Here is a 25,792-nt window from a genome sequence, read left to right as displayed (position 1 = left end):
TCGCGGACCATTCCTGGCAGTCGCACTCGTCCTCATCGCCGCAGCACCCGTCAATGAAAAGGACCCCATCGGCGCACTCCTGCAGGGCCTCGGCGGGGCGGTCAGCGCGCTGCAAGTCATCGCTGCCCTTGCCGGCGGATACATCGCTGTGCTCCTCGTGCGGCGCACGCGTCGCGACGAACGTGCCGGTCACGGGCCAACCTGCTGATCGCTGCCGAAACGACGTCGATTGCCTGCCAGAACGAGATCACGACGCGGAGTGGAGCGAAAACGACGACACCGAACGAAGCTCCTCACCAACGGAGCTCTCCTGACCGAATGAGGGACGGCTTTTTGAACCGGCGGTTACTTCTGTTCCGCGGCGTGCTCGACGTAGTTCTGCGACGATGCGAGCGCGCTCGGGATCCCTGGCCAGCGTGCGGTCGTCGATGACATCGATGACGTGCTGGATCAGTGCGACGACCTGCTTAGACAGGACGACACTGAGCACGCCACCGACGACGGCGATGACGCCAGTCAGGGCAGCGGTACCACCGGATGCCATCAGCATGTCCACCGTGTCGGCGATGGGCATGATGCCTCCTTCGGGGTTGGCCAGATGCGGCCAGAACCCACCCGGCTTCGGGTGGGGGCATGAGAGTGCCGACGCGCAACAAGGTGCGACGGCGGGCAGGAGCGTTGAGCGCTTCCCCCGGATGCCCGAGTCAGATCAGGGCATGAAAAAAGCCGGTCCCGAAAGTGCCGGCCGGAGACAGCCTCGTGCTGTCTTGAGCGTCAGCGTACAGAGCGGATACGACACCGGGGAGATTCCGGGCAGACGCGTGCCGAGCGGGTCTCAGAGTAGCGGAGCGGTCAGGCATGAAAAAAGCCGATCCAGAGGACCGGCTGTGGGCGCGCACTATGAACGCAGGACCATCTTGGCACGACCGGCGGACATTCAGCTAGCCCTTTGCACTGACGAGTGCCGATCTACTACTTCGCCGGAGCTCGTGCTCGCGTCGATGGCGGCCGGGCCCCGGGAGAAGTAGGCGAAGTGCCGCGCTTCTCCCGGGTGCTCCGAGCGCACCTCGTGTCAGAGGACGACGGTCTCGAACTCAAGCAGCTCGGCACCGGTGGCGACCGGGTTACTGCCGCCGTGGTGCGCGCCGGCCTGCCCGGCCCGCCACGCCTGGTAGGCGTCCTCGTCTGCCCAGGTGGAGACAACGAAGTAGCGGCTCTCGCCGTGCACGGGGCGGAGCAGTTGGAAACTCTCGAACCCGGGCTGCTGTTCCACGTCGTGGTTCCGACCGACGAAGCGGGCTTCGAGGTCCGCCCCCTTGCCCTCGGGGACGGTGATCGCGTTGATCTTGACGACGGACATGCTGCTTCCTTTCGTGATGCTCAGTGGTGATGGCTCGTCGGAGTGATCGTGAACGCGTCGACGTTCCCGATCGCTTCGTGCAGGTGCTCGGACGCGTGCTCCGCGACGTGCGACGCCGCGTTGAGGTCGGTGGTGTCGACCTCGATGGTCGCGGAGCCGGTCAGGCGGTGTCCGATCCAGCGGAGTCGGAGGTCCCGCACCGCCTGCACTCCGTCGGCGTGCTCGAGTGCGTGCTCGGCGCGGGAGTAGAGGTCCGGGTCGATGGCGTCCATGAGTCGAGCACCGATGGACTTCACTGTTCCCCACAGCAGCATCAGGATCGAGATCGCGATCAGCAGGCCGATGATGGGATCCGCCAACGGGAAGCCGAGGAGGACACCGACCGCGCCGAGAACGACGGAGAGCGAGGTGAACCCGTCGAGACGAGCGTGGACGCCGTCGGCGACCAGCGCCGCGGAACCGATCTTCTGACCGACTCGGATGCGGTAGATCGCGACGATCTCGTTGCCGGCGAATCCGATCACCCCGGCCGCGACGAGCAGCCATGGGTTCTCGACTGGGCGTGGGTGGATGAACCGGTCGATGGCCTGCCAGCCTGCGACGACGGCGGAGAGCGCGACGACGAACACGATGAACATGCCCGCCAAGTCTTCCGCCCGCCCGTACCCGTAGGTGTAGCGCTTGTTGGCGACGCGGCGCCCGAGGACGAACGCGATCCACAGCGGCACCGCGGTCAGCGCGTCCGCGAAGTTATGGATCGTGTCGGCCAGCAACGCGATCGATCCCGTGAACGCGACGATCACGGCCTGCAGCACGGTGGTGCCGAGCAGGATGAACAGACTGATCTTCAGCGCGCGGACACCAGCGGTACTGGCCTCCATCGCGTCATCGATCGAGTCCGCAGCGTCGTGTGTGTGCGGCACGAACAGGTCGTAGAGGAACCCCTTCACACCACCATGAGGATGACTATGGTCGTGGTCGTGGTCGTGCTCGTGCTCGTGCTCGTGCTCGTGCTCGTGCTCGTGCTCGTGCTCGTGCTCGTGCTCGTGCTCGTAGCTATGGTGCTGATGGGTGTGGTTGCTCACGCGCTTGCCGCCTCAACACGGTGGTGCGGGGCCGCACCGATCGCGTGCTCGGCTTGCTTCACGGCGTCGATGACGAGCTCCGACGCGTGCTCATCGGTCAGCCGGTAGAACACCGTCGTGCCCTCACGACGCGTCGACACGATGCGCGCCAAGCGGAGCTTCGCCAGGTGCTGCGACACCCCGGCCGGGCTCTTGTCCACGACGTCCGCGAGGTGGTTCACGGACATCTCCTCCGCGCTGCGAAGCGCGAGGATGATCTTCACCCGCGTCGCGTCCGCGAGCATCGCGAACACCTCGACCGCCAGCTCGACGTACTCCGACTCCGGGCTAAGCCCGCAGGGCTGCTTATCTACGTGCACACGAAGATAGTAGGCGAAGGAGCGGACTGCGCACCACCGGATGCGCCGGAGAGCAGACGAGCGTCGTGCCCGTCGGGCTCACAGGCCGAGGACTGATGGAGGCTCCGGAACGGGCAATGGCCGCGTCCCCAGTGCGGGGACGCGGCCATTACCGGCTGATGCGTCGATCAGGCGCGTCGGGTGGCACCGGCTCGAGGCAGCACGATGCCAAGGACGATCATCGCGACGGCGAGGATCAGGTGCAGCCAGTTGTCGGCGCTGTTGAGGGGGACGAAGTTCGCGCCGCCCATCATGCCGGCGGTGAACAGGCCGTAGATGAACAGGACGGCGTAGACGATGCCGCCGACCAGGAGATACAGCCGAGCTGCGACGGCGGTGCGGGCGGCGATGAGGCCGACGATGCCGAAGAGCAGGTGCACGATGTTGTGCAGGACGGACACCTGGAACAGGCCGAGGAGCATCGCCATCGAGCCGTGGCCGGCGACGGACATCGAGCCCATGTCCATCGTGAGTCCGGGGATGAAGCCGGCGATGCCGACGATGAGGAACACGACTCCGAAGACGAGGGCGCCCTTCTGAGTCAGGGTGCGGCCGTACCCGGTGCGGGCAGTTGCTGCGGTGCTGGTCATGATGGGGTCTCCTCCGACGGGTGCCGTGATGGCGTGTGCTTCCCAGGTAGTTCGGAGTGAACGTGCATCTGGTTTGCGGCGCGATCCGAACCCCTGCAGAAGGACCCGGTCATTGGGACCTTGGACGACGGCGTGGCCGATACCGCGGCTGATCATCCACCGGTTCACCCGGGTCGTCCCGTTGAACGATCGAAGGGGAAACGCGAGGGAGCTCCATAGCAGCCATTAGTGCGTGGCCTAAGAGCACGCTGAACGCGGCAAGACATTGGGCACAAAAGCGATCCAAAGCCCCGCTGTTGGCGCGCGCGAAGAAGGCAGGGTTCAGTCTGCCAACGGTCGACATCCCGCAAGCAGCAACGAGGAGCTTGGCGGCCAAGAGTGTCACAACTGCAAGAGGGGCGGACTGCTGGCGACGGCGACGATGACCAGCGCACCGAGCGTCACGGCGGTGACCGCCTGCAGCTGAACTGCGGCGGGGTGAGGCCGAGGTTCCGTCGGTGCTTGGAAGGCCACTGACACCCAACGGAGTGCGTAGAACAGCGACGCGACCGAGACGGCTGCGGCGATGACCACCAGCCACGGCATCCCGCCCTGCCAAGTAGCAGTAAACACGGCGAGCTTGCCGACGAAGACGGCGGTTGGCGGTGTCCCGACAAGGCTCAGCAGGCCAACGAGGACGACACTGGTGATGACGGGATGTTCCCGCGCCGCTCCGCGCCAGGAGGGGATTGTCGTGCGGCCCGGAAGCGCGGCTATCGCGGCGAACAGGGCGAGGTTGGTCACGGCGTAGAACACCAGGTACATCAGCAGGGCGGCGCGCGCCGACGGTTCGGCGCCAATGACGGCGACGGGCATCAGCAGGAACCCGACCTGGCCAACCGTGGACCAGCCGAGGAGTCGCGGGGCGCTGCGTTGCCAGAATGCCGCGAGGGTGCCGAGGATCATGCTCGCGGCGGCGAGCACACCGACCAGCAGCGGCGCGTTCACGGTGCCGGGTATGACGTCGACGACGCGTGCCAGTGCGATCAGCGCCCCGAGCTTCGGGACGGTGGTGATGAACGCGGCAATGCCGATACCGGCGCCCTCGGCAGCATCCGGAACCCAGAAATGTCCCGGGACCGCTCCGGCTTTGAATAGCAGGCCGGCGAGGACCCCGATGAATCCGAGCGCGATCGCTGCCGCCGGCACGTGTGGCAGCGCCTGTTGGAGCTCAGGGTAGGTGCTGCCGCCGGCGACACCGACGAGGACGGTGATGCCGAAGACCATCACGACGCCGAAGATCGCGCCCAGCAGGTACGTCTTTATGGTCGCTTCGGCTGCGGCCGGGGATCGGGACAGTCCGATCAACGCGTAGAGCGGCACGGTCGCTAGGAGGAACCCGGTGGCGACGATGAGCAGGTCGTTGGCGCCGGCGAGGACGACCGTGCCGAGTGCCGCGAGGAGCAGCAGCGACGCGGTCTCACTCTCCCGAGCCGAGCCACGGAACTCCTGTCGCCCGATGAGCATCACGACCGCGGTCGCCAACGGTACGAGGATCCTGATCGTCGTTGTCGCGTTGTCGAGCGCGTAGCTGTCACTGAAGACGGTCGGTGGTCGGGTGCTCACGGCGGCCGTAGCGGCGCTGCCGCACGCCACGGCGATCGCGAACCAGGTCACGAGCGCCTGCCTGCGTCGGGGCAGGAAGCTGCCGCCGAGGAGCGCGACGATCGCGCCGCCCATCATGATGATCTCCGGCAGGAGCGCGCCGTAGTTCATGTTCACGCGGGACCTCCGACCAGTGCGGCGAGCTGTCGGGCGGCGGGAGCGATGAGCTGCAGCAACGGTCCGGGTACCACACCAATCGCCAGGGAGAGCAGCAGGAGCGCCCCGACCGTCACGGTCTCCCGAGCGGTGACGTCGGTGAATCCGTCGGCGAGGTGTTCCGTGGGTCCGGTGAGCAGCTTCTGCACGGTGCGGAGGAACAGGGCTGCGGTGATGAGGATCCCTGGCAGCGCGATCGCGGCGATTGCTGTTGCACCGATGCTGCCGGCGAAGATCTGGAACTCGGCGATGAAGCCACTGAAGCCGGGGATCCCGAGTGACGCGAACGCGGCAATGGCGAAGAGTCCGGAGAACCGTGGGGCGGGCTTCGCGAGGCCGCTGTAGTCGCTGATCTCGTAGCTGCCCCGCCGGTCGTGGAGGACGCCCGCGAGGAGGAACAGCGCCCCGGTGATGAGTCCGTGCGACACCATCTGCACGGTCGCGCCGGTGATCGCCAGCTGGTGCGCCTGCGCAGAGGTTGCCCCGGTCATGCCCGCGGCGCCGACGGCGAGCACGACGTAGCCCATGTGGTTCACCGATGTGTACGCGATCAACCGCTTCACGTTCGTCTGCGCGAGCGCGACGAGCGCTCCGTACAGCACGGACACGATGCCGACAATGACAATCACCCAGGACCAGGACCTCCACGCGTCCGGGAGCATCGGCATCGCGATGCGGAGGAACCCGTACGTGCCCATCTTCAACAGGACACTCGCGAGGACGACAGAGCCAATGGCGGGTGCGTCGGTATGTGCCGGCGGCAGCCAGGAGTGGAACGGCACCGTGGGGGTTTTGACCGCGAAACCCACGACGAGCGCGGCGAGAACGGCGCCGGCGGCCAGGGGTGTGCCGGTGACGCCGTTCCGGGTGAGCTCGACCATGTCGAACGTGTGCGGTGCGGAGCCGAGGTAAAGGCCAATGAAGCCGAGCAGCAGCGCCAGAGATCCGAGGAACGTGTAGAGGAAGAACCGCAACGCGGACCGCTGATGGTCGCCGTGTCCCCACCCGGCGATCACGAAGTACATGCCGACGATGGACAGGTCGAAGAACACGAAGAAGACCAGCAGGTCCTGCGCGGCGAACACCCCAAGACACGTGGTCTGGAGGGACAGGAAGAGTGCAGCCTGCGGGCGGGGCCGGTCAGTGTCCCGCATCGCCCAGAGCGCGCAGGCGAGGAACACGACGTCGGTCAGGAGCAGCAATGGTGCCGAGAAACCGTCAACACCGAGGTGGTAGCTGGTGCCGACGCTCGGCATCCACTCAATTCGCTCCTCCCAGCGCAGTCCCGACACGGTGGATCCGGGGATGGACGCGAGGACCCCGAGGACGAGCTCCACGATGCTCGTCATCAGCCACACCCACGCGGCTGCCCGTCCGGACATCGATCGCGTCAGGGCGAGGACCGCCGCGACGACAACGGGAAGGAACACGATCAGACTGAGCACGATCACCTCACGACCAAGAGCAGGACAGCTGCGGCAGCGACGGTCACGGTCGCGCCGATGTAGTAGTGGTGCACCTGGCCGGTCTGCGGTCGCCGAGCCAGTCGACCGAGGACCGCGACGGCGGAACCGATCCACCCCGTCACGGCGGCGGGGCCACGCTGATCAAGAGCGCGCGCGGCTCGGGCGGTCTGCTCGAGCGCACGGCCCGACCGATCGACTGCCGTGCCGTAGCGGTCGTCCAGACGCGCGAGCGCGGCGGCGAGTCGCAGTGTCGGCGTGGCGATGACGGCAACGGCTGCCCGCTCCAGCCCGAACCAGTGCATCCCACTGCGGACTGTGGGTGTGCGCCACAGAGTCAACAGGACCACGACCACCGCGATTGCCCCGGACGCCGCGAGCTCCGGCCACGACACCGACGTCCCGGAAAGCGGAGCGAGCATCGGATGCAACAGCGGTGTGCCGAGAAGCGCAAGTCCGGCTGCGGCAACGGCAAGCACCACCATCGGGACGACCGCGAGGCGTGGCACCCGCCGGGTGCCGCGCTCTTCGTCGTCCCAGGACGCTTCCGGTGTGCCGGCACGCCGCCACAGCAGCGCGATGATCCGGGCGGAGTAAGCCGCTGCAAGTGCCGCTCCGGCCAGGCCCGCCGCATACAACCAGGGTTCTTCCTCCAATGCTGCGGCGAGGACGACGTCCTTGGCGTACCAGAGCGACAACGGTGGCAGGCCGGCCAGCGACAACGCACCGACGGTCGCGAGGACGCCGACCGCGGGCCAGCGGGCGGCGACGCCGCGGAGACCGGTGAATTGTTTCGTCCCGGTGGCCGTCAGCCATGCGCCCGCGGTGAGGAACAGCAGCGCTTTCGTGGCGGCGTGTGCGACGAGCTGCGCGGTGCCGCCGCTGACCGAGCCGACGCCAGCGGCGAGGACGACGAACCCCAGCTGGGATGCCGTCGACGCGGCGAGGACCTGCTTCACGTCCCGCTGCGACAGTGCGATGACACCGAGGACGATCGCGGTCGTGACGCCCAGCCACGCCGCCGTCGGACCTGCCCAGCCGGTCACGTTCAGGAGCGGTTCGACGCGGAGGAGCAGGTACCCGCCCATGGCGACCATCGCTGCGGAGTGCAGCAGCGCACTCACCGCGCTGGGGCCCTCCATGGCGCGGGAGATCCAGAACGAGAACGGCAGCTGCGCTGCCTTCCCGAAGCCGGCAGCGAGCAATCCTGCGGCAGCGACGTGCACCCAGGGGCCTGGCAGCGACTGCAGTGCGGTCAGCGACCAGGAGCCGCCGCCGGCGACGACGGCGCCAGCGGCGAGGTACAGGCCGAGGTCCCCGGCGCGGGTGACAGTGAACGCGGTGAATCCACCGGCGACGCGGTTCCGGTCTTGCCAGCGGAATCCGATGAGCGCGTAGGAGGTGGCGCCCATCACCTCCCATGCGGCGAGGAGCAATGGCAGGCCGGTTGCGGTCACGGTGACGACGACGGCAGCGAGGAAGAGCAGCATCAGCCCGTGGAACCGCGCCGCCGGTCGGGTCCGGTCCGCAGTCGCGAACACGAGGACGAGGAATCCGATCCATACCACGGTCGGCAGGACGACAGCGGCCAGCGCGTCGACGCGGAGATCCGGGCCAGGGGCGCCAAGCATCGCAGGCACCCCGCCGGTCACCTCGGCACCCGTGATGGCTGCAATGGTCGCTGCGATCGCCATGACCGCTGCCGTGAAGAGGCTGACGGGAACGGCGATCCGTTCGGCGAAGCGTCCAGCTGTCGCCAGTGCGGCTCCGACGAGGGCGGGCAGGATGATGGCGGTGATCAGCGCGGCGCTCACTGGCTGAGGTCCGTCGCAGAATCGGTCATGTCGGAGTTCCGGGAACGGTGCAGGATCGTCGCAACCGCGAAGCCCATCGCCATCTCGATCGTCATCGCCGCGATGATCACCAGCAGCAGCACCTGCCCATCGACCGTCGGTGCGAGGTACCACCAGAACGCGGCGGCGGCGAGGATGACGGCGTTGATCATCACCTCGATGCCCATCATCACCATCACCACCACCTGCTGCGAGATCGCGCCGTACAGTCCGATGGCGAACAGCGCAGCCACGACGAGCAGAACGAGTTGCAGCGTCATCGTCCGACACCTCCCGGCTCCGGGTCAGCGGGGGCATTCTGGAGGTCGTCCCCGAGCCGGTCGTACCGGCCACGAGGGTTCGCCAGGACGAGGGCGGCGATGATCGTGGCGAACAGGATCGGGCTGATCGTCAGCATCACCAGCATTTTCGAGCTCATGATCGCCTCGCCAAGGGCACGGGTGGTGTCCGCCGCCGCGGTCCCGGCACGGGCTGGCCACGGGATGAAGAGCGCGGCTGCGGCGAGGCCGACGAACACGGCGGCCGCGATCACTGCCGCGGGGCGTTTGCTGTGGGTCATATCCATTGGCATCAGCGCCGGGTTCATGCCCATATAGGAGACCATGAACACCGCCATCATGGCCATCTCCATCACCATCATCAGGATCGTGATGACCCCGATGAAGTCCAGGTGCAGCACCAGCACGGTGACGCCGACGGCGATGAACGACACCGCCAGCGCGTACGTCGCGCGCGCCATCGAGTCCACCCGGAACACTGCGGCGGCAGCGAGCACCGCGACGACCGCCGCGACCCAGAACACGATCGTTGCCATCCCGGTCATCCTTTCCCCATCACGGCGAGCACCGACGTGACCAGCAGTTGCAGCAGCACCAGCGGCAACACGACAACCCAGCCCAGCTCCGCGAGCCGCTGCGGCCGGATCGCGGGCATCGCGTGTCCGAGCAGCAAGAACACGGCGAGCAGCAAACACGTCTTCAACAGCACCCATAGCGCCGACGGAAGCAACGGACCAGCTCCGCCGCCGAGGAACATCGGCACCGCGAATGCGGCGCCGACCACGAGCAGACACCATCTGCCGGCGAGAACGAGCAGTCGGTCGACGCCGGAGAGTTCCCCGAGGACACCGCCGGCGATGTCTGTGCCGGCGGGAAACGCGAACGGACCCCAGGCGGAGAACGCGGTGACGGAGGCGCAGTAGACGATGAACGCGACCGGCATTGTCAGGGCGAACCAGATCGGTTGCTGCGCGGCGACCACGTCGGTCAGCCGAAGGCTCTGCGCACCGATGGCGGGGGCGGTCAGGGCGAACATCAGCGGGATCTCGTACGCCAGGGCCTGCGCCAGGAACCGGTACCCGCCGATCAGCGGGTGCACGCTGTTGCCGCCCCACCCGAGCAGCCACCACAAGGCCCAGAGGGAGACGTCGACGGCGTTGAACCACACCACGCCGACCGGAATGTCCAGTGGTACCAGAGCGCCGACGGGAACGGCGAGAGCGGCGAGGAACGCGGCGACGGCTAGCCCGGACCCGCCGATCCGCCACAGAAGGGAGTCCGCGCCGAGCACGGATCGACGTTGTTGGCGGAGGAGCCGGCCGGTTTCCCGGAACGGCGAGAGGACCCCAACATGCACCGGTATCCCGCGGTCTCGTGCTGCCAGGGCGGCGTTGCCGCTGGCGGCCAGGATGGCGAGGACGAGGACGACGCCGGGCAGGACGAGTGCCCAGAGGGCGTTTCCGACATCAACCATGCTGATGCCGTCTCGTCGTGCCGACCTCATCGGCCGAGTCCGCGCGAGGCATGGGAAACACGGTGAGCGCAGCAATGATGAGGCGGGCGCTGCCGATGTCGCGTCCTTTAACCAGGGATGGGATCTCATCTACCGGCGTCGCCGGTTCCGGCTCGAACTGACGTCCGTTGAGTGCGGCGTCTGCGCGCTCGAGTCGAGTGAGGAGGACCGTGCGGACGTCGATGTCGGGTCGAACCTGGAGGCCGCGCAGGGACCAGCGGAGCATCACGGAGCGCTCGATCCGGCGGCGCAGCGGCCGAATGCGTTCCCGCGCCTGGTCCCGGCGGCCGGTCACGGCAAGATCCCGTACGCGGAGCGTCCGGGCTGCCACGGCATCCCATCCGGCGACGGCGAGTATCTGGGCGGCCTGGTCGAGCGCGGAGGCCGCGCCGCTCTGTGGCTCCCCCCGCTTGTGGTCGTCGACATCGATCACCGAGGCGGAGGCGTCGGTGATGGTGTCGCCGGTGAGCGTCACGTCCAGGATCACGCCAGCTGGCCAGACCGGCAGGATCGGACCGAGTCGCCGGTGCAGCACGTCCATCTCCAGCCCGTCCCGATCATCCGCCCCGTCGGCGAGTGGGTAGCCGCCCGGACCGCTCATCGACATGTGATCCATCGACATGTGGTCGTGACCGCCCATGGGCATGTCGTGTTCATGCATCGATTCGTCGGTGTCGTCCGGGTGCTCGTCGTTGGGATGTTCGTGGTCGGGGCCGTCCTCGGCGAGGTGCCGGCCATCGATCCCATCCTCGCGAGCGGCGGAGCGCTGTGCACGTCGGTCCGTGAGTGAGTCCTGCGCGGTCGTGAAGACGGTGCCGATTTCGTCGGGGCTGGTCAGTGCCGCCCGGTGCTTCGGGTAGGGCATCTGATCCCACACGCGGTCGATGACCGTCCGCATCTCTGGTCCGGGGGTTCCGCACACGAGCAGGACGTCGCTTTCGGCCGGGTGGGTGGCCAGGACATGACCGGCGGACGCAGCCGCTGCTTCCAGTGCAATCCGGGCTGCACCGTTGCCGGGCACCTCGACGAGGAGCACATGCAGCGGTCGGCGGCGATCCGTGGTCACACCCATCGGAACGCTCCTTCCCGCCAGGCCCAGACGACACCCGCCAGGAGAACCCCGAGGAAGACGAACATCTCGATGACCGCCTCTGCACCCATCTGCGCGACAACGACAGCCCACGGGTACATGAAGAGCATTTCCACGTCGAACGCGAGGAACACCAGCGTCATTGGGTACCAGCGGGTGTGGAAGCGCGAGAGCGCGTGTTCCTGGAGATCCCACCCGGACCCGAACGGCAGCACGTCTTTGCGAATCGGAGCGACCGCTGTCGCTCGAGACAGCAGCATCAGGGCGGCGATGCCGAGCAGTGCGACGCCGAGCACGATGCCGATGGTGATGTACCCGGACATTCGATCTCCTTCCCGAGCTGCTATACCCCGGAGGGGTAATGCGGGTGAGTGTAGGCGGGCGGCGGGCTCGGTGTCCGCCGGTCAGCGAGGCTGGAACGTGCGCAGGCGCAGGCTGTTGCTGACAACGAACACCGAGGAAAGGGCCATCGCGGCGCCGGCGATCATTGGGTTCAGCAGGCCGGCCATCGCGAGCGGGATCGCGGCGACGTTGTAGGCGAAGGCCCAGAACAGGTTCACCTTGATCGTGCCGAGGGTGCGGCGGGCGAGCGCGATCGCGTCCGCCGCGGCGCTCAGGTCCGCTCGGATGAGGGTGATGTCGGCGGCTTCCATGGCCGCGTCGGTGCCGCTACCCATCGCGATCCCGAGATCAGCGGCGGCGAGAGCGGCGGCGTCGTTGACGCCGTCGCCGATCATCGCCACGGACCGGCCCTGCTGCTGCAGCCGGGTGACGGTCCGGTACTTGTCTTCGGGTCGCACCTCGGCTTCGACGTCGTCGATGCCAACCTCCGCTGCGACGGTCCGGGCGACGTCTTCAGCGTCGCCGGTGAGCATGATCGTGCGCAGCCCCATGTCGTGCAGGCGACGGATCGCGTCCGGGCTGGTCGGCGCGATGGTGTCCGCGACGCTGATGACGCCGCGGGCTGCGCCGTCCCATGCGACAACGACCGCGGTCGCGCCGCCCTGTTCCGCGGTCCGGACCGCGTCCGTGACCGCTTCGGGGATGGTGATGGCCCACTGGTCGGTCAACCAGGCGGGTCGGCCGACGAGCACGAGGGTGTCGTCGACGACGGCTTGGACGCCGAGCCCGGCGGTGGACTGGAACGTGTCCGCGGTGGGGTGGTCGGTGGCGGCTGCGGTGATGGCGCGGGCGATGGGGTGTTCGGATCCTGCTTCCGCGGCGGCGGCGAGGGCGAGGACTCGGGTGTCGGTTTCCCCGCCGACGGCGGTGACCTGGTGGACGCTCATCTTGCCGGTGGTGACGGTGCCGGTCTTGTCGAGCACGACGGTGTCGATCCGGCGGGTGGCCTCGAGGACCTGGGGTCCGCGGATGAGGATCCCGAGCTGGGAGCCACGTCCGGTGCCGACGAGCAGCGCGGTCGGAGTTGCCAGCCCCAGGGCGCACGGGCAGGCGATCACCAGGGTCGCAACGGCGGCGGTGAACGCGGCTTGCACGTCGCCGGTGAGCAGCAGCCACCCGATGAGGGTCAGCACCGCCAGGCCCATGACGATCGGGACGAACACGGCGGAAACCCGGTCGGCGAGGCGCTGCACCTCGGCCTTGCCGGTCTGCGCGGACACGACGAGCCGGCCGATGCGGGCAAGCTCCGTGTCCTGGCCGACGCGGGTGGCTTCGACGATGAGTCGGCCGCCGACGTTCACGGTCGCGCCGGTGACGGTGTCGCCGGTGCCAACCTCGACGGGGACCGCTTCACCGGTCATCACGCTGGTGTCGATCGCGCTCGTGCCATCGGTGATGGTTCCGTCGGTGGCGATGCGTTCACCGGGACGGACCACGAACCGGTCCCCGACCTGCAGTGCTGCGGTCGGCACCTCAGTTTCGACACCGTCTCGGAGCACCCGGGCAGTCGGTGCACCCAAGGCGAGGAGCGCCTGCAGGGCGGCGCCGGAGCGGTCCTTCGCGCGGGCCTCGAAGTATCGGCCGGCGAGGAGGAACACCGTCACCGCGGCGGCGACTTCGAAGTACGGCTCCGGAGCCGCGCCCGGGTGTGGGAACCAGGAGAACGCCATCTGCATCCCGATGTGCCCGGCGCCGCCGAACACGAGCGCCCAGACGGACCACACGGTCGCGGCGGCGACGCCGACGCTGACGAGGGTGTCCATCGTCGCGGCCCCATGCCGGGCGTTGATCGCGGCAGCACGATGGAACGGCCACGCACCCCACACAGCGACCGGCAGCGCCAGCACCAGAACGGCCCACTGCCATCCCGGGAACTGCAGTACCGGGACCATCGACAGCGCCACCACCGGCACGGCGAGCACCGTGGACACGATCAGGCGCCGCCGCAGCGGCGCGAGCTCGTCGGTGTCCGCACCGGGCGGTTCGGGCAGGTGCGCACCGTACCCGGCCGCTTCAACGGTGCGGATCGCGTCGTCGACAGCGAGGTCCGCAGGCAACGTGACGGAGGCGCTTTCGGTGGCGTAGTTCACGCTCGCGGTCACGCCGGGCAGCTTGTTCAGCTTCCGCTCGATCCGGTTCGCGCACGACGCGCACGTCATCCCCTCGATCGTCAGCTCAACCGCCGGGGTGCTGGTCGTGGTCATGATGCGACCAACGTGTAGCCGGCCTCCTCCACAGCGGCGGAGACTTCCTCCTGCGGCAGGTCGCGAGTGCTGGTCACCCGAGCGGTGGAGACACCGCCAACGTTGAGGTCGATCGTCACGTCCGTGACGCCCGGCACGGCGACGAGTTCCTCGTTGACACTCATCACGCAGTGCCCGCACGTCATGCCCGTAATGCCGTACGTGTTCGTCAGCTGCTCGCTCATCGTGGTGATCCCTTCGTCGTCCAAATTCGTCAGGTACCCTAGGGGGGTACCGTAGCGAGTGTAACGCCGGTCGAGCGGATGTGTTCCCGATCCGCCGAACCGGCAACCGGAAAGAGGACGTGATGGCGACCAAGACTGATCGGCGAGAAGAGGCGCGGCGAAAAGCCGCTGATCGCAGAGCGGAGCAGCAGCGCAGCCGCACCCGCCGGTGGTGGCTACTGGGCGCCGCCGTGGTCATCGTCCTCGCCGCAGTCACCACGATCACGGTCACCGCCCTGACCCGCGGTAACGACACGGCGCCGACAGCGTCCGGGGTGACGGCGGCACCGCCGTGGCCGGCCCCCGCGGATGCGGCGGCGCGGGCAAAGGCTGCCGGGCTCGAGGTGGCGGGGATGGAAGGCGCGGCGCTGCACACCCATCAGCATCTGTCCGTATCGGTGGACGCGAAGCCGGTGGCGGTGCCGGCGAATATCGGCGTCGACGTGCAGCGGGGCGGCATGTCTGCACTCCACACCCACGACACCTCCGGCATCGTGCATGTCGAGTCCGCGAAGGTGCAGCCGTTCACCCTCGGACAGCTCTTCACCGAGTGGAACGTGACCCTGCGAGACGGGCAGGTCGGCGGGTACGTCGACGGGAGGAACGACCGGCACGTCGCCGTGTTCGTCAACGGCACCCGCACCACCACGCCGCTGCCGGATTTGGAACTGCAGGACCAGCAGGACATCGCGATCGTCATCACCCGTGGGTCCGGTACGCCGATCGCGCCGGCCCCGTTCGATTGGTCGACGGCGTCATGAGCGCCGCTACCGTAAACGGTGAACCCCGAGGAGCGTCCATGACCGACACCACCGCACCCGCAGCAGAGCACCACCACGGGTACATCACCGCGAAGGACGACTACCTCAAACGGTTGCGCCGCATCGAGGGGCAGGCCCGCGGCCTGCAGCGGATGGTCGATGAGGAGCAGTACTGCATCGACATCCTCACCCAGGTGTCCGCGATGACGAAGGCGCTGCAATCCGTCGCGCTCGGCCTGCTGGATGACCACCTCGCGCACTGCGTCACCGACGCCGTCGCCGAAGGCGGCGACGCTGCCGCGGTGAAGCTCAAGGAAGCTTCCGACGCGATCGCCCGCCTCGTGCGCGCCTAACCACCCCCTGCCCACCAGACGGGGCGGTTGTTCTCTCAGCGCTCGTCCTGCACCATAGAACCCGCACCCCGACCAGCCATCAGTACGGATCCGCATGCTCACCACCGCGAACACCACGCGCCGCCGCCTGCTGCTGCAGGCCACGGCGGTTCTGGCGTTGCTGCTGCTGGTCGGATTCACGGTCCTGATGCACAGCATGCTCGGCCACGCCACCACCGGCGATCACCCCATGACCGCCACGTCGAGCATGACGGCCGAGCACACCCACAGCGACGCCGCCGGACACGATGCCCACGCTGCCGCGCCGGCTGGCGCGGTGATGAGCGTGCTCAGTGATGCCGGCTGCGACGGCGGCCTGTGCGCGCTGATGTGCTCCCTGATGGGGATGGCGTGCGCGCTGACGATCGCCCTATTCGCGTGGGCGCTGCTGCGCACCCGGAACGGCGGGGTCCTCTACGTCCTCGCACGCCTCCTCGCCCTCGGGGACCGTGTCGCACGCCGCGTCGCGGCACCCAAGCCGCCATCACTGACGGCGCTGCAGATCATCCGTATCTGATCCATCCCCGGCGGGAGCGCTCCCTTCGGACGCTCCTGCATGCCCAGAACACGGGCAGGTATTCGCCTGCCCGGAACCCCTGACGCATTCACGGGAACGGATCCATGAACACCACCATCACGCGCACCCTCGCGGCCGCCGCCGCACTCACCATCGGCCTCACCCTCGCCGGCTGCTCCACCAACAACGCCGGCTCATCGGACAGCTCCTCCTCGTCGTCCTCGTCGGCGGCGTCGGCGCACAACGACCAGGACGTCATGTTCGCGCAACAGATGCTGCCGCACCACAAGCAGGCCGTTGAGATGAGCGACATGCTCCTCGCCAAGGGCTCCGACGTGGACGCTGACGTCGTCACCCTCGCCAAGCAGATCAAGGCGGAACAGGGGCCGGAGATCACGTCCCTGACCAGCTGGCTGAAGCAGTGGGGTGAGCCCACCGAAGCCTCCAGCATGTCCGGGATGGACCACTCCTCGATGTCGGGAATGATGTCCGACTCCGACATGGACGCCCTCGACAGCGCCTCCCCGGCGGACGCCGGGAAGCTGTTCCTGCAGCAGATGGTCGAACACCACACCAGCGCCGTCGACATGGCGGGGACCGAAGTCGACAAGGGCAAGAACACCGACGCGGTCGCGATGGCGAAGTCGATCGTGTCGAGCCAGACCGAGCAGATCAACCAGATGAAGGACATGCTCGCGTCGATGTGACCCCGGCCGTGGGTCGCGGCGGTGTCCCCCCTCCCCGCCGCGGCCCACGATCGGCCGCCCACTCTTTCCCTGCTTCGAGTTCCGCTCGACGTCCCACCCTTCGGCCGCAACCGGCCCATCGTTTCTTGGAGCCTTTCAGTGCCCCAGCAGCACCGTGCAAACGTCCCCACGCCCATGCCTACGCCCCTGACCCGGCGGGAAGCCCTCGCCGCTGAACGCGCGGCCGCGACCGCCCTTTCCAGCACCGCGGCCATCCCGCGGCCGCTCCCTGCACCCCCTCGGAGAGTGGCGGAGCCGCTGCGGACCATGCGTTCGCGTGCCCTTGCTGCGCTTCCGCTCACCGGGGCGGCGGCAGCCCTGGCTCTGTTCACTACCGCCGCGATTCCAGCCCAGGCCTCCACCGGACCAGCGACCGTGCTCCCCGGAGTCAACCCGGTCGCGACGGGGCAGAGTTTTACCGCCACGGGCGTCACCGTGTCCATCGACCGTGACGGTTACACCGTCACCAAGCCCACTCCGAAGCCGGTTATCACCACCAAGACCACCACGAGCAGCTCCAACACCGCCTCGACGACGGCCCCGAGCCCCGCACAGTCGGGTGCCATCGTGAATACCGGCGCCGGCGATATCCGCTGGCCGTTCCCGGGGCAGATCCGCATCAGCTCACCGTTCGGTGCCCGAACCGCGCCGTGCGCAGCATGCTCGTCGATGCACCAAGGCGCTGACATCACCCCCGGCGCCGGCACCCCCATCGGCGCAGTCGCCGCGGGGACGGTACGGGTCTCCGCGACGCACCCGGAGTACGGCCAGTACGTCATCATCGACCACCAGATCGACGGACAGACCATCTCCACCCTTTACGCCCATATGATCTACGGCTCGTCCCCACTCCGCGTCGGGCAGAGCGTCGCCGTCGGGCAACTCGTCGGCCTCGTCGGCAACACCGGCGCCAGCACCGGAGCGCACCTGCACCTGCAAGTCATGCTCGGTGGCAGCACCCCTGTCGACCCCATTGCATGGCTCAGGGCCAACGCGGGCCGGACGCTGTGACCATCACAGCACCCGTCGCCTTCACCAACATGTGCCTCATTCTGAACAGCTTCGGACAGGGTGTCCCCGCGTGTTCGCGTCGGCCGATTTCAGAGCGGAGTGCAGATTGATGAGACGTTGTGGGGCAACCGTCGCACTTGCGATCGCGCTCTCCGTCGTCCTCGCCGGATGCTCCTCAGGCAACGACTCCCTGTCGAAGCAGTACGGCAACGGGACCACGCAGAACTACATCTCCGGTGACGGTGCGGTGACCGAGGTCGCCGCCGACAAGCGCACCGACGCGGTCGACTTCTCCGCGACGACCTCCGACGGCGAGACGATCTCGGCCAAGGCCCTGCGCGGCAAGGTCGTCGTCCTGAACTTCTGGTACGCCAGCTGCCCGCCCTGCCGTGCCGAGGCGAAGTACCTCAACAAGGTGCATGCGGCGTACACCGACAAGAACGTCCAGTTCATCGGCGTCAACGTCCGGGACCAGAAGGCCACCGCCGCCGCGTTCGAGCGCACCTTCAAGGTCGACTACCCGACGGTGCTCGACGCGGACAAGGGCACCATGCAGCTCGCACTGTCCGGGCAGATCGCGCCGAACGCCGTCCCCGCGACGATCGTCCTCGACAGCAAGGGCCGGGTCGCCGCCCGCGTCCTCGGCGCCGTCGACGGCACGAGCATCCTCGACACCCTGGTCAGCGACGAGCTCAAGGCGTCCTGACCCCATGAGCGGCAACCCCTTCTCCGACGCGATCCTCAGCGGGCAGATGCTCGTCGCCCTCCCGGTGGCGCTGCTCGCGGGGCTCGTGTCGTTCCTGTCCCCGTGTGTGCTGCCCCTCGTGCCGGGCTACCTCGGCTACGTCGGCGGCGTCGCGGAGGGCGGGCAGCGCCGCGGCCGCGTGGTGCTCGGGGTGCTGCTGTTCATCCTCGGGTTCACGGCCGTGTTCGTGGCCTACACGACGGTCTTCGGCGCGCTCGGCTTCTGGCTCGTCCGCTGGCGCGACCTCATCACCCAGATCCTCGGCGTGGTGGTCATCGCGATGGGCCTCGTGTTCGTCGGCCGGTTCACGTTCCTGCAGCGCACCATCAAGCCCAGCTGGACCCCGGCCACCGGGCTCCTCGGCGCCCCCCTGCTCGGCATCGTGTTCGGCCTCGGCTGGACCCCGTGCCTCGGCCCGACCCTCGCCGCGATCAACCTGCTCAGCGTGCAGTCGGGCAGCGCCTGGCAGGGCATGTGGCTCGGGGTCGCGTACTGCCTCGGCCTCGGCATCCCGTTCGTGCTGGTCGCGCTCGGCGCCGGCTGGGCCACGGGAGCGATCCGTGCCGTGAAGCGCCACATGCGCACCGTCAACATCATCGGAGGAGCGATCCTGATCGTCATCGGTCTGCTCATGGTCACCGGAATCTGGTCGGCCGTCATGTCGAGCGTCGGGGCGGTGATCCAGAGCTATGTCCCGGCAGTCTGAGACCGACGACAGCCGGATCGAGAACGGCACCGCGTCCGACCCGATGCGGCCCTCCGACCACGTCGACGGTGCTGGACCGGCCGACGGCGGCGGCGGCGGCGAGGTCAACCAGCCGAAGCTCGGCCTGATCGGGTACGTCCGGTTCTTCTGGCGACAGCTCACGAGCATGCGGACGGCGCTCTTCCTCCTCATGCTGCTCGCCCTCGCGGCGATCCCCGGCTCCCTCGTGCCGCAGCGCACGGCGGACCCGAACGGCGTGGTGCAGTACAAGGCGGACCACCCGCAGCTCTTCCCGGTCCTCGACAAGCTGCAGGTCTTCGACACCTACACCTCGGTGTGGTTCTCCGCGATCTACCTGCTCCTCTTCGTGTCCCTGATCGGCTGCATCGTGCCCCGCACGAAGCACCACTGGCAGGCCCTCCGCACCCGTCCGCCGAAGACGCCCGCGCGCCTGACGCGTCTGGCGGGCTACCGCAGTGTCGCCGTGAACCCGGACACGGTCACCACCGCAGCGGGTGGGACGGACGCAGCCACGGGCCTCCCGTCCGTCGAGCACGCCGTGACGCGCGCGATGGCGATCCTGAAGCGCTCCGGCTACCGCGTCGAGCGGTTCGGCGACTCGGTGAGCGCGGAGCGCGGCTACCTGCGCGAGACCGGCAACCTGGTGTTCCACGCAGCCCTCGTCGGCGTGCTGCTCGCCGTCGGCGTCGGCGGCGGGTTCGGCTACACCGGACAGCGGCTCCTGGTGGAGGGCCAGACCTTCTCGAACGTGCTCGGTTCGTACGACTCGTTCAACCCGGGCCGCTGGTTCCAGCAGACCGACCTGAAGGGCTACAACCTGACGCTCGACAAGTTCGTCACGAAGTACGAGGAGCGGAACCTCGACGCCCTCGGCCAGGCCCTCGACTACTCCGCCACGGTGACCAGCAGGGAGAAGGGCGGCGAGGCGAAGACCAGCCGCCTCGGCGTCAACGACCCGCTCAGCGTCGGCGGCACGAACGTGTACCTGCTCGGCAACGGCTACGCCATGGGCGTGACGGTGCGCGACGGCAAGGGCGACGTGGCGTTCAAGGACGTCGTGCCGTTCCTGCCGGAGGACTCGAACTACACCTCGACCGGCGTCATCAAGGTGCCGGACGCCGTGCCGGACCAGCTCGGCATGGTCGGGTTCTTCTACCCGACGGCCTCGAAGCTGTCGACCGGCGCGTACACCAGCGCCTACCCGGACTCGCAGAACCCGCTCCTGACGCTGCAGGTCTACACCGGCGACCTCGGTCTCGACGACGGTGTGCCGCGGAGCGTGTACACGCTCGACACGTCGGGCCTCAAGCAGATCGCCGGTCGCCAGTCCGACGCGGCGAGCATCGAGCTGAAGCCCGGGCAGACGAAGACCCTGCCGAACGGTGCCGGGTCGATCACCTTCGACGGTGTGAAGCGGTACGTGTCGCTGGATATCAATCGTGACCCGTCACAGGTTCTCGTCGGCGCGTTCGCGATCCTGGCAATGCTGGGACTGCTGACCTCGCTGTTCGTCCCGCGTCGGCGTATCTGGATCAAGGCGCTTCGGCAAGCCGACTCCGAGAACGGTGAATACAACCTCGAGTATGCGGGCCTTGCCCGCGGCGAGGATCCGAACCTCCTGCGCGCTGTCGACGACATTGCTCGGCAACATTTCGCGCTCATCTCCAACAGGAGCTCAGAATGAACATGACCACAAACCTCGCGACCTACTCGGTCGTGCTGACGTACTCCGCGATGGCGGTCTACGTCGTCGCGTTCATCGCGTTCGCCCTCGACATGGCGAAGCGCTCCGGCGAGGTCGCCGCGGCCTCCTCGGGCGCCGGGGCACCGAAGGCCGCCGCCGAGCAGAAGACCGTCGCGACCGTCCAGGGCGGCACCGTCGTCCTGGAGCGCGTCGCGCAGTCCTCCGACGGCGACGGCTCGTCCCGCCGTGGCACCCGCTTCGAGCGGGTCGGCATGGCGATGACCGTCCTGGCGCTCGTGCTGCACGTCGGCTCGGTGGTCCTCCGCGGGATCGCGGCCGACCGTGTGCCGTGGGGGAACATGTTCGAGTTCTCCCTGACCGGCACGGCGCTGATCATCCTGATCTTCCTGCTCGTGCAGCTCTGGCAGAACCTCAAGTTCCTCGGCGTCTTCATCACCGGCCTGACGATCATCCTGCTCGGCATCGCCACCGTGAACTACTACGTGCCGGTCCGTCCGCTCGTGCCCGCGCTCGAGTCGTACTGGCTCGTCATCCACGTGTTCGTGGCCATCGCCGGCACCGGGTTCTTCGCCCTCGGCGCTGGGCTCGCGGTGGCGCAGCTGGTGCAGACCTACCACCAGGGCCGGACCACCTCGAACAAGATCCGGTTCATGGAGACGCTGCCCGACGCCGACCGGCTCGAGGTGCTCACCTACCGTGTACTCCTCGTCGGCTTCGTCCTCTGGACCTTCACGCTCATCGCCGGTGCGATCTGGGCCGAGCGGGCCTGGGGCCGCTACTGGGGCTGGGACACGAAAGAGGTCTGGACCTTCATCATCTGGGTCGTCTACGCCGGGTACATCCACGCGCGTGCGACGCGCGGCTGGCGCGGGGCACGGTCCTCGTGGCTGGCGCTCATCGGCTTCGCCGCGGTCATGTTCAACTTCTCCGTCGTGAACGTCTTCTTCAAAGGCCTGCACAGCTACTCGGGAATCTGAATATGCGCCGGATCAAACTGACTCTGTCATTTCTTGTGCAAAGGATCCCGCGCCTTCGCCGGAACGTCATCCTCACGGGAGCCGCCCTCACGCTGTTGCTCCCGCTCACGGCGCCAACGCCGGCTCGCGCGGCAGACTTTCCGACCTGGGATCAGGTGGAAGCCGCCCGCGGCAGCGAGCAGAGCAAGCAGGCGCAGATCAGCACGCTGAACGGGCTGATCGACCAGCTGCAGGAGAAAACGCAAGCGACCGACGACCGGGCTGACGCCGCCGGTCGGACCTACCAGTCGGCGCAGGATGACCTCGATCAAGCCACCGCAGCGCACGCGAAACTCGCCGCGAGCACGACTGCCGCGACAACGGAATCCGAAGAGCTCGGCAGCACCGTCGGGCAAGTCGCCGCGGCCCTCACCCGACCAGGCGGCAGCGGCCTCGGTGCCGGCGCGATCCTCGGACAGGACGACCCAGATGCGTTCCTGCAGGGGTTGAGCATGTCGAGCAAAATCGGCGAGCAGGTCGATGGCCTCTACGCCCGCGCGAGCACCGCGGCGAAAACCGCCGGCGCCCTCGCCGCCCAAGCCCGCGTCGCAAAGAACGCCCGCACGAAGCTCGCGGACGCCGCGCAAGACGCCCTCGATGCCGCCGTCGCCGCCAGCGAAGCCGCGGCAGCCGCGGAGGCGAGCGAGCGGGAGAACGTCAGCACGATGCGTGCCCAGCTGGCGACGCTGCGCGATGACCGGCTCAGCATCGAGCAGGGCTATGAAGCAGGCGTCCGCGCCCGCGCTGCGGCCGCCGCTGCCGCAGCGAAAGCCGACGCGGAAGCCCGCGCCCGCCAACAGGCAGCCGCCGCAGCCGCAGCCGCAGCCGCGTCGCGCCCTGCCGCGTCAGCGCCCGCACCGTCCGCCCCCGCTGCCGGCAGCACGCGTCCCAGCGGCAGCGGGACAGCGCCCGGGTGGACCCGACCAATCACCTCGTACACCTTCTACCAGGCGTACGGGTACCGCATCCACCCCGTCTACGGCGACTACCGCCTCCACGCCGGAGCCGACTTCAGCGCCCCCTGCGGCACCCCGCTCTACGCCACCGCCGCCGGCACCGTCACCTACGCCGGACCCTACGGCGGCTACGGCAACATCATCATCATCGACCACGGCGGCGGCATCACCAGCGCCTACGCCCACGTCTACGCCACCGGCATCTACGTCCGCACGGGGCAAACCGTCGCCGCCGGCACCAACATCGCCGGCGTCGGCAACGCCGGCGTCTCCACCGGATGCCACCTGCACTTCGAGATCCGCAACAACGGCGTCGCCACCGACCCGATGGCCTTCCTCGCCACACGAGGAGTCAGCTAAGCCCGAACCGGCCACCATGGCCCCCACACGTTCGACGTCAACCGACGCCGGCGAAACAGCAGTACCGACGGAAAGGATGACCCATGAGCACCACCACCGACATGCTCCGCACCTACCCGAAGGACCTCGGCAGCATCGACCAGGCAGCCCTCGCCGCCTGCGTCGACGCGTGTTTCGAATGCGCGCAAACCTGTACCGCGTGCGCCGACGCGTGCCTCGCCGAAGACATGGTCGCCGAGCTCACCAAGTGCATCCGCACCAACCTCGACTGCGCCGACATCTGCGCAACAACCGGCAACGTCCTCTCCCGCCACACCGGCTACGACGCCAACCTCACCCGCACGATCCTCGAGGCGTGCCTGGCCGCCTGCAAGGCGTGCGGGGACGAATGCGCACAGCACGCCGACATGCACGAGCACTGCAAGATCTGCGCCGACGCATGCCGCCGCTGCGAAGAAGCCTGCGCCGCGCTCCTCGCCAGCCTCTAACCGTCCAGACCAGCAGAAGGCCACCCTCACGTCAGGGTGGCCTTCGTGGGTGCTCGGTTGCCAACCAGCATCCCCGGCGAGTGCTCACACCATCGACACGAAGCGCGGCGAAAAGGGCGACATCGAGCAAAGCTGCTCACAGTCGCGCCGCTTGGACCAAGCGAAGTATTTCGGGGGCCGTGGAAATCGTGACTATCGGGCTGGCGTGGTGATGAGGCTGGCGAGGGTGTCGAGCGCGCCGGGAACGAGGGAGAAGTACGCCCAGGTGCCGCGCTTCTCGCGGTGCAGGATCCCGGCGTCGACGAGGACCTTGAGGTGGTGCGAGACGGTCGGCTGGGACAGGCCGAGCGGTTCCTGCAGGTCACACACGCATGCCTCGGCGCCGTCGTGCGCGGCGACCATCGAGATGAGCCGGAGCCGTGCCGGGTCGGCTATCGCTTTGAGTGACTTCGCCAGCACCTCCGCGGATGCCTGGTCCATCGCCTCGGTCGTGACGGGTGAGCAGCACGCGGTGACGTCCTGAATGGGGAGCAGCTCGATCGTCATGACCTCATCCTCCCACGGACTTCGACACACGTCTATATTTGCGCTCATCGATATCGACGTGCTTCGATGTACCCGCCGGGTTCCGGCTCCCGCTCGATCCGTGAAGGACCAGCCTGATGACTCACCTCCTCGCCGTTGGCGGCAGTGACGCCGGCATCGCCGCAGCGCTCCGCGCCCGTGAACTCGACCCGTCGACGGATGTGACGGTGGTGCTCGCGGACGAGTTCCCGAACTTTTCCATCTGCGGCATCCCGTACTGGGTTTCCGGCGACGTCGCCACGGAAGCGTCCCTCGCGCACCGCACCCGCGCGGACCTCGAAGCCGCCGGCATCACCGTCCGCTCCTCCACCTGGGCTTCCGCCATCGACGTCGACCGCCGCCGCCGCCTCACCGTCACCGGCCCTGCCGGCGTCGAGGAGATCTCCTACGACGAGCTGCTGATCGGCACCGGCGCCGAGCCGGTGCGTCCGGCCGGGGTGCCGTTCGCGGAGCCGGGCATCCACCTGCTGCACTCGATGACGGATGCCGAGCAGGTCGTCGCTGCCCTCGAGCTGCTGCCGGCGGGGAGCCGGGTGGCAGTGGTCGGTGCCGGGTACATCGGCCTAGAGATAACCGAAGGGCTCGTCGCCCGCGGGTTCGACACGACGCTGATCCAGCGCGGCCCGGAAGTGCTCTCCACCCTCGACCCGGAACTCGGGTCCCTCGTCACTGCGGAGGTCCGCCGCCACGGCGCGACGGTCCTGACCGGTTCCACCGTCACCGGGATCACACCGGACGGCGGCGGGCAGTGGCGTGTCGCCACCAGCTCCACGTCCGGTGACGCGGAGGGCACGTTCGCCCTTGTCGTGGTCTGCGTCGGCGTCCGCCCGGTCACGGACCTCGCGGTCGCCGCCGGCGCACAGCTGGGCCAGGCTGGCGCGATCGTCGTCGACGCGAGCATGCGGACCGGGGTGCCGCACGTGTGGGCTGCCGGTGATTGCGTCGTGACGCACCATCGTCTCCTCGACACGACGTGGTTGCCGCTCGGGACGACGGCGCACAAGCAGGGCCGTGTCGCCGGGGAGAACATGCTCGGCGGCTCGAAGACGTTCGCCGGTTCGGTGGGGACGCAGGTGGTGAAGGTGTTCGACCTGGTCGCTGCCCGTACCGGCCTCCGCCAGCACGAGACCGCCCCGCTGGAGGTGTCGCCGCTGACGCGGGTGACGGTGGCGGATGACCACAAGCGGTACTACCCGGGTGCTGTCCCGCTGACGATCAGCGTCACCGGCGACCAGAGCACCGGTCGGCTCCTCGGTGCGCAGATCGGCGGGCAGCGGACGGCGGAGATCAGCAAGCGCATCGACACGTTCGCCACCGCCCTCCACGCGGAGCTGACCGTGGATGACGTGATCGATCTCGACCTCAGCTACACGCCGCCGCTCGGGTCCCCGTGGGACGCCGTGCAGGTCGCCGCGCAGGGCTGGGAGCGCGCCGCCGCGGCGGCGAATCAGGCTGCGGTGACGGACTGATGGTGATGGCTGTGG

Annotated in this window: 28 protein-coding genes; 12 read left to right on the top strand and 16 right to left on the bottom strand. The window is 68.3% G+C overall.

Features of this window, described 5'->3' with window-relative positions; all coding sequences use genetic code 11:
- Positions 1 to 247 precede the first annotated feature (247 nt).
- From HP507_RS06555 to HP507_RS06485, 15 genes are all read right to left on the bottom strand, one after another.
- Entirely contained in the window at positions 248 to 574 is a 327-nt protein-coding gene (locus tag HP507_RS06555) for a hypothetical protein (RefSeq protein WP_175351002.1), read from the bottom strand.
- A gap of 498 nt (positions 575 to 1,072) precedes the next feature.
- A complete protein-coding gene (locus HP507_RS06550) occupies positions 1,073 to 1,360 on the bottom strand; it encodes an antibiotic biosynthesis monooxygenase family protein (protein WP_111057361.1) in 288 nt (95 codons plus the stop codon).
- 20 nt (positions 1,361 to 1,380) lie between these two features.
- Entirely contained in the window at positions 1,381 to 2,241 is an 861-nt protein-coding gene (locus tag HP507_RS06545; RefSeq protein WP_217508548.1) for a cation diffusion facilitator family transporter, read from the bottom strand.
- Between the two features lie 200 nt (positions 2,242 to 2,441).
- The gene (locus HP507_RS06540) at positions 2,442 to 2,804 is read right to left on the bottom strand and encodes an ArsR/SmtB family transcription factor (protein ID WP_271207321.1); all 363 of its coding nucleotides are present in this window, start codon (positions 2,802 to 2,804) and stop codon (positions 2,442 to 2,444) included.
- Between the two features lie 167 nt (positions 2,805 to 2,971).
- A complete protein-coding gene (locus HP507_RS06535) occupies positions 2,972 to 3,433 on the bottom strand; it encodes a DUF4383 domain-containing protein (protein WP_071403812.1) in 462 nt (153 codons plus the stop codon).
- Between the two features lie 381 nt (positions 3,434 to 3,814).
- Positions 3,815 to 5,188: an NADH-quinone oxidoreductase subunit N gene (locus HP507_RS06530; RefSeq protein ID WP_175351006.1), complete on the bottom strand. Its 1,374-nt coding sequence runs from the start codon at positions 5,186 to 5,188 to the stop codon at positions 3,815 to 3,817.
- Between the two features lie 2 nt (positions 5,189 to 5,190).
- A complete protein-coding gene (locus HP507_RS06525; RefSeq protein WP_338085233.1) occupies positions 5,191 to 6,663 on the bottom strand; it encodes a complex I subunit 4 family protein in 1,473 nt (490 codons plus the stop codon).
- 17 nt (positions 6,664 to 6,680) lie between these two features.
- Positions 6,681 to 8,510 carry a proton-conducting transporter transmembrane domain-containing protein gene (locus tag HP507_RS06520; RefSeq protein WP_175350999.1) on the bottom strand — a complete coding sequence of 610 codons (1,830 nt, stop codon included), beginning with the start codon at positions 8,508 to 8,510 and terminating at the stop codon, positions 6,681 to 6,683.
- Positions 8,507 to 8,809: an NADH-quinone oxidoreductase subunit NuoK gene (gene nuoK / locus HP507_RS06515; RefSeq protein ID WP_092091742.1), complete on the bottom strand. Its 303-nt coding sequence runs from the start codon at positions 8,807 to 8,809 to the stop codon at positions 8,507 to 8,509. The genes HP507_RS06520 and nuoK overlap by 4 nt, the downstream gene beginning before the upstream one ends.
- Positions 8,806 to 9,363 (bottom strand): NADH-quinone oxidoreductase subunit J, encoded by a 558-nt coding sequence (locus HP507_RS06510; protein ID WP_246328680.1) that lies wholly within the window; start codon positions 9,361 to 9,363, stop codon positions 8,806 to 8,808. The genes nuoK and HP507_RS06510 overlap by 4 nt, the downstream gene beginning before the upstream one ends.
- A 5-nt stretch (positions 9,364 to 9,368) precedes the next feature.
- The gene (locus HP507_RS06505; RefSeq protein WP_096897499.1) at positions 9,369 to 10,301 is read right to left on the bottom strand and encodes an NADH-quinone oxidoreductase subunit H; all 933 of its coding nucleotides are present in this window, start codon (positions 10,299 to 10,301) and stop codon (positions 9,369 to 9,371) included.
- A complete protein-coding gene (locus HP507_RS06500) occupies positions 10,294 to 11,412 on the bottom strand; it encodes a hypothetical protein (RefSeq protein ID WP_146248019.1) in 1,119 nt (372 codons plus the stop codon). The genes HP507_RS06505 and HP507_RS06500 overlap by 8 nt, the downstream gene beginning before the upstream one ends.
- A complete protein-coding gene (locus tag HP507_RS06495; protein WP_096897501.1) occupies positions 11,403 to 11,753 on the bottom strand; it encodes an NADH-quinone oxidoreductase subunit A in 351 nt (116 codons plus the stop codon). Before HP507_RS06495 ends, HP507_RS06500 begins: the two co-directional genes overlap by 10 nt.
- Positions 11,754 to 11,834: 81 nt before the next feature.
- Entirely contained in the window at positions 11,835 to 14,036 is a 2,202-nt protein-coding gene (locus tag HP507_RS06490; RefSeq protein WP_175350997.1) for a heavy metal translocating P-type ATPase, read from the bottom strand.
- Entirely contained in the window at positions 14,033 to 14,260 is a 228-nt protein-coding gene (locus HP507_RS06485) for a heavy-metal-associated domain-containing protein (protein ID WP_111058318.1), read from the bottom strand. The genes HP507_RS06490 and HP507_RS06485 overlap by 4 nt, the downstream gene beginning before the upstream one ends.
- Positions 14,261 to 14,340: 80 nt before the next feature.
- Between HP507_RS06485 and HP507_RS06480 the strand changes: the two genes are divergently transcribed.
- The 11 genes from HP507_RS06480 to HP507_RS06430 all read left to right on the top strand — a co-directional run bounded on the left by HP507_RS06480 (position 14,341) and on the right by HP507_RS06430 (position 23,723).
- Positions 14,341 to 15,060 carry a hypothetical protein gene (locus HP507_RS06480; protein WP_175350996.1) on the top strand — a complete coding sequence of 240 codons (720 nt, stop codon included), beginning with the start codon at positions 14,341 to 14,343 and terminating at the stop codon, positions 15,058 to 15,060.
- A 38-nt stretch (positions 15,061 to 15,098) separates the two neighbouring features.
- Positions 15,099 to 15,413, top strand: coding sequence for a metal-sensitive transcriptional regulator (locus HP507_RS06475; protein WP_056120637.1), 315 nt, complete (start codon positions 15,099 to 15,101; stop codon positions 15,411 to 15,413).
- A 94-nt stretch (positions 15,414 to 15,507) separates the two neighbouring features.
- Positions 15,508 to 15,969, top strand: a complete 462-nt coding sequence (locus HP507_RS06470; protein WP_111058304.1) for a hypothetical protein — start codon at positions 15,508 to 15,510, stop codon at positions 15,967 to 15,969.
- A 104-nt stretch (positions 15,970 to 16,073) separates the two neighbouring features.
- On the top strand, positions 16,074 to 16,676 hold the full coding sequence (locus HP507_RS06465; RefSeq protein ID WP_111058305.1) for a DUF305 domain-containing protein: 603 nt from the start codon (positions 16,074 to 16,076) through the stop codon (positions 16,674 to 16,676).
- A 474-nt stretch (positions 16,677 to 17,150) separates the two neighbouring features.
- On the top strand, positions 17,151 to 17,726 hold the full coding sequence (locus tag HP507_RS18350) for a peptidoglycan DD-metalloendopeptidase family protein (protein ID WP_175350995.1): 576 nt from the start codon (positions 17,151 to 17,153) through the stop codon (positions 17,724 to 17,726).
- A 109-nt stretch (positions 17,727 to 17,835) separates the two neighbouring features.
- Positions 17,836 to 18,432: a TlpA family protein disulfide reductase gene (locus HP507_RS06455; protein ID WP_111058309.1), complete on the top strand. Its 597-nt coding sequence runs from the start codon at positions 17,836 to 17,838 to the stop codon at positions 18,430 to 18,432.
- 4 nt (positions 18,433 to 18,436) lie between these two features.
- Positions 18,437 to 19,177, top strand: a complete 741-nt coding sequence (locus HP507_RS06450; protein WP_111058311.1) for a cytochrome c biogenesis CcdA family protein — start codon at positions 18,437 to 18,439, stop codon at positions 19,175 to 19,177.
- Between the two features lie 43 nt (positions 19,178 to 19,220).
- The gene (resB, locus tag HP507_RS06445; RefSeq protein ID WP_375537600.1) at positions 19,221 to 20,882 is read left to right on the top strand and encodes a cytochrome c biogenesis protein ResB; all 1,662 of its coding nucleotides are present in this window, start codon (positions 19,221 to 19,223) and stop codon (positions 20,880 to 20,882) included.
- 2 nt (positions 20,883 to 20,884) lie between these two features.
- Positions 20,885 to 21,880, top strand: coding sequence for a c-type cytochrome biogenesis protein CcsB (gene ccsB / locus HP507_RS06440; protein WP_375537599.1), 996 nt, complete (start codon positions 20,885 to 20,887; stop codon positions 21,878 to 21,880).
- A 2-nt stretch (positions 21,881 to 21,882) separates the two neighbouring features.
- On the top strand, positions 21,883 to 23,235 hold the full coding sequence (locus tag HP507_RS06435; protein ID WP_175350994.1) for a peptidoglycan DD-metalloendopeptidase family protein: 1,353 nt from the start codon (positions 21,883 to 21,885) through the stop codon (positions 23,233 to 23,235).
- An 83-nt stretch (positions 23,236 to 23,318) separates the two neighbouring features.
- Complete coding sequence (locus HP507_RS06430; protein WP_111058337.1) at positions 23,319 to 23,723, top strand: four-helix bundle copper-binding protein; 405 nt, start codon at positions 23,319 to 23,321, stop codon at positions 23,721 to 23,723.
- 192 nt (positions 23,724 to 23,915) lie between these two features.
- Here HP507_RS06430 and HP507_RS06425 read toward each other — a convergent pair whose 3' ends face one another.
- Entirely contained in the window at positions 23,916 to 24,269 is a 354-nt protein-coding gene (locus HP507_RS06425; protein ID WP_111057091.1) for an ArsR/SmtB family transcription factor, read from the bottom strand.
- Positions 24,270 to 24,385: 116 nt separating this feature from the next.
- Between HP507_RS06425 and HP507_RS06420 the strand changes: the two genes are divergently transcribed.
- Positions 24,386 to 25,777 (top strand): FAD-dependent oxidoreductase, encoded by a 1,392-nt coding sequence (locus HP507_RS06420; protein ID WP_175350993.1) that lies wholly within the window; start codon positions 24,386 to 24,388, stop codon positions 25,775 to 25,777.
- Positions 25,778 to 25,792 lie beyond the last annotated feature (15 nt).

Source organism: Curtobacterium pusillum, assembly GCF_013359865.1.
In the GTDB taxonomy this organism is placed as follows: Bacteria; Actinomycetota; Actinomycetes; order Actinomycetales; family Microbacteriaceae; genus Curtobacterium; species Curtobacterium pusillum.
This window is presented reverse-complemented; position numbering and strand designations above follow the sequence as displayed.

Excerpts from the sequence above, each read along its gene's own strand:
- HP507_RS06555 (WP_175351002.1), bottom strand. The coding sequence starts at position 574 with ATGCCCATCGCCGACACGGTGGACATGCTGATGGCATCCGGTGGTACC.
- HP507_RS06550 (WP_111057361.1), bottom strand. The coding sequence starts at position 1,360 with ATGTCCGTCGTCAAGATCAACGCGATCACCGTCCCCGAGGGCAAGGGG.
- HP507_RS06545 (WP_217508548.1), bottom strand. The coding sequence starts at position 2,241 with ATGGAGGCCAGTACCGCTGGTGTCCGCGCGCTGAAGATCAGTCTGTTC.
- HP507_RS06535 (WP_071403812.1), bottom strand. The coding sequence starts at position 3,433 with ATGACCAGCACCGCAGCAACTGCCCGCACCGGGTACGGCCGCACCCTG.
- HP507_RS06530 (WP_175351006.1), bottom strand. The coding sequence starts at position 5,188 with ATGAACTACGGCGCGCTCCTGCCGGAGATCATCATGATGGGCGGCGCG.
- nuoK (WP_092091742.1), bottom strand. The coding sequence starts at position 8,809 with ATGACGCTGCAACTCGTTCTGCTCGTCGTGGCTGCGCTGTTCGCCATC.
- HP507_RS06510 (WP_246328680.1), bottom strand. The coding sequence starts at position 9,363 with ATGGCAACGATCGTGTTCTGGGTCGCGGCGGTCGTCGCGGTGCTCGCT.
- HP507_RS06505 (WP_096897499.1), bottom strand. The coding sequence starts at position 10,301 with ATGGTTGATGTCGGAAACGCCCTCTGGGCACTCGTCCTGCCCGGCGTC.
- HP507_RS06500 (WP_146248019.1), bottom strand. The coding sequence starts at position 11,412 with ATGGGTGTGACCACGGATCGCCGCCGACCGCTGCATGTGCTCCTCGTC.
- HP507_RS06495 (WP_096897501.1), bottom strand. The coding sequence starts at position 11,753 with ATGTCCGGGTACATCACCATCGGCATCGTGCTCGGCGTCGCACTGCTC.
- HP507_RS06490 (WP_175350997.1), bottom strand. The coding sequence starts at position 14,036 with ATGACCACGACCAGCACCCCGGCGGTTGAGCTGACGATCGAGGGGATG.
- HP507_RS06485 (WP_111058318.1), bottom strand. The coding sequence starts at position 14,260 with ATGAGCGAGCAGCTGACGAACACGTACGGCATTACGGGCATGACGTGC.
- HP507_RS06475 (WP_056120637.1), top strand. The coding sequence starts at position 15,099 with ATGACCGACACCACCGCACCCGCAGCAGAGCACCACCACGGGTACATC.
- HP507_RS06470 (WP_111058304.1), top strand. The coding sequence starts at position 15,508 with ATGCTCACCACCGCGAACACCACGCGCCGCCGCCTGCTGCTGCAGGCC.
- HP507_RS06465 (WP_111058305.1), top strand. The coding sequence starts at position 16,074 with ATGAACACCACCATCACGCGCACCCTCGCGGCCGCCGCCGCACTCACC.
- HP507_RS06455 (WP_111058309.1), top strand. The coding sequence starts at position 17,836 with ATGAGACGTTGTGGGGCAACCGTCGCACTTGCGATCGCGCTCTCCGTC.
- HP507_RS06450 (WP_111058311.1), top strand. The coding sequence starts at position 18,437 with ATGAGCGGCAACCCCTTCTCCGACGCGATCCTCAGCGGGCAGATGCTC.
- resB (WP_375537600.1), top strand. The coding sequence starts at position 19,221 with ATGCGGCCCTCCGACCACGTCGACGGTGCTGGACCGGCCGACGGCGGC.
- ccsB (WP_375537599.1), top strand. The coding sequence starts at position 20,885 with ATGACCACAAACCTCGCGACCTACTCGGTCGTGCTGACGTACTCCGCG.
- HP507_RS06435 (WP_175350994.1), top strand. The coding sequence starts at position 21,883 with ATGCGCCGGATCAAACTGACTCTGTCATTTCTTGTGCAAAGGATCCCG.
- HP507_RS06430 (WP_111058337.1), top strand. The coding sequence starts at position 23,319 with ATGAGCACCACCACCGACATGCTCCGCACCTACCCGAAGGACCTCGGC.
- HP507_RS06425 (WP_111057091.1), bottom strand. The coding sequence starts at position 24,269 with ATGACGATCGAGCTGCTCCCCATTCAGGACGTCACCGCGTGCTGCTCA.
- HP507_RS06420 (WP_175350993.1), top strand. The coding sequence starts at position 24,386 with ATGACTCACCTCCTCGCCGTTGGCGGCAGTGACGCCGGCATCGCCGCA.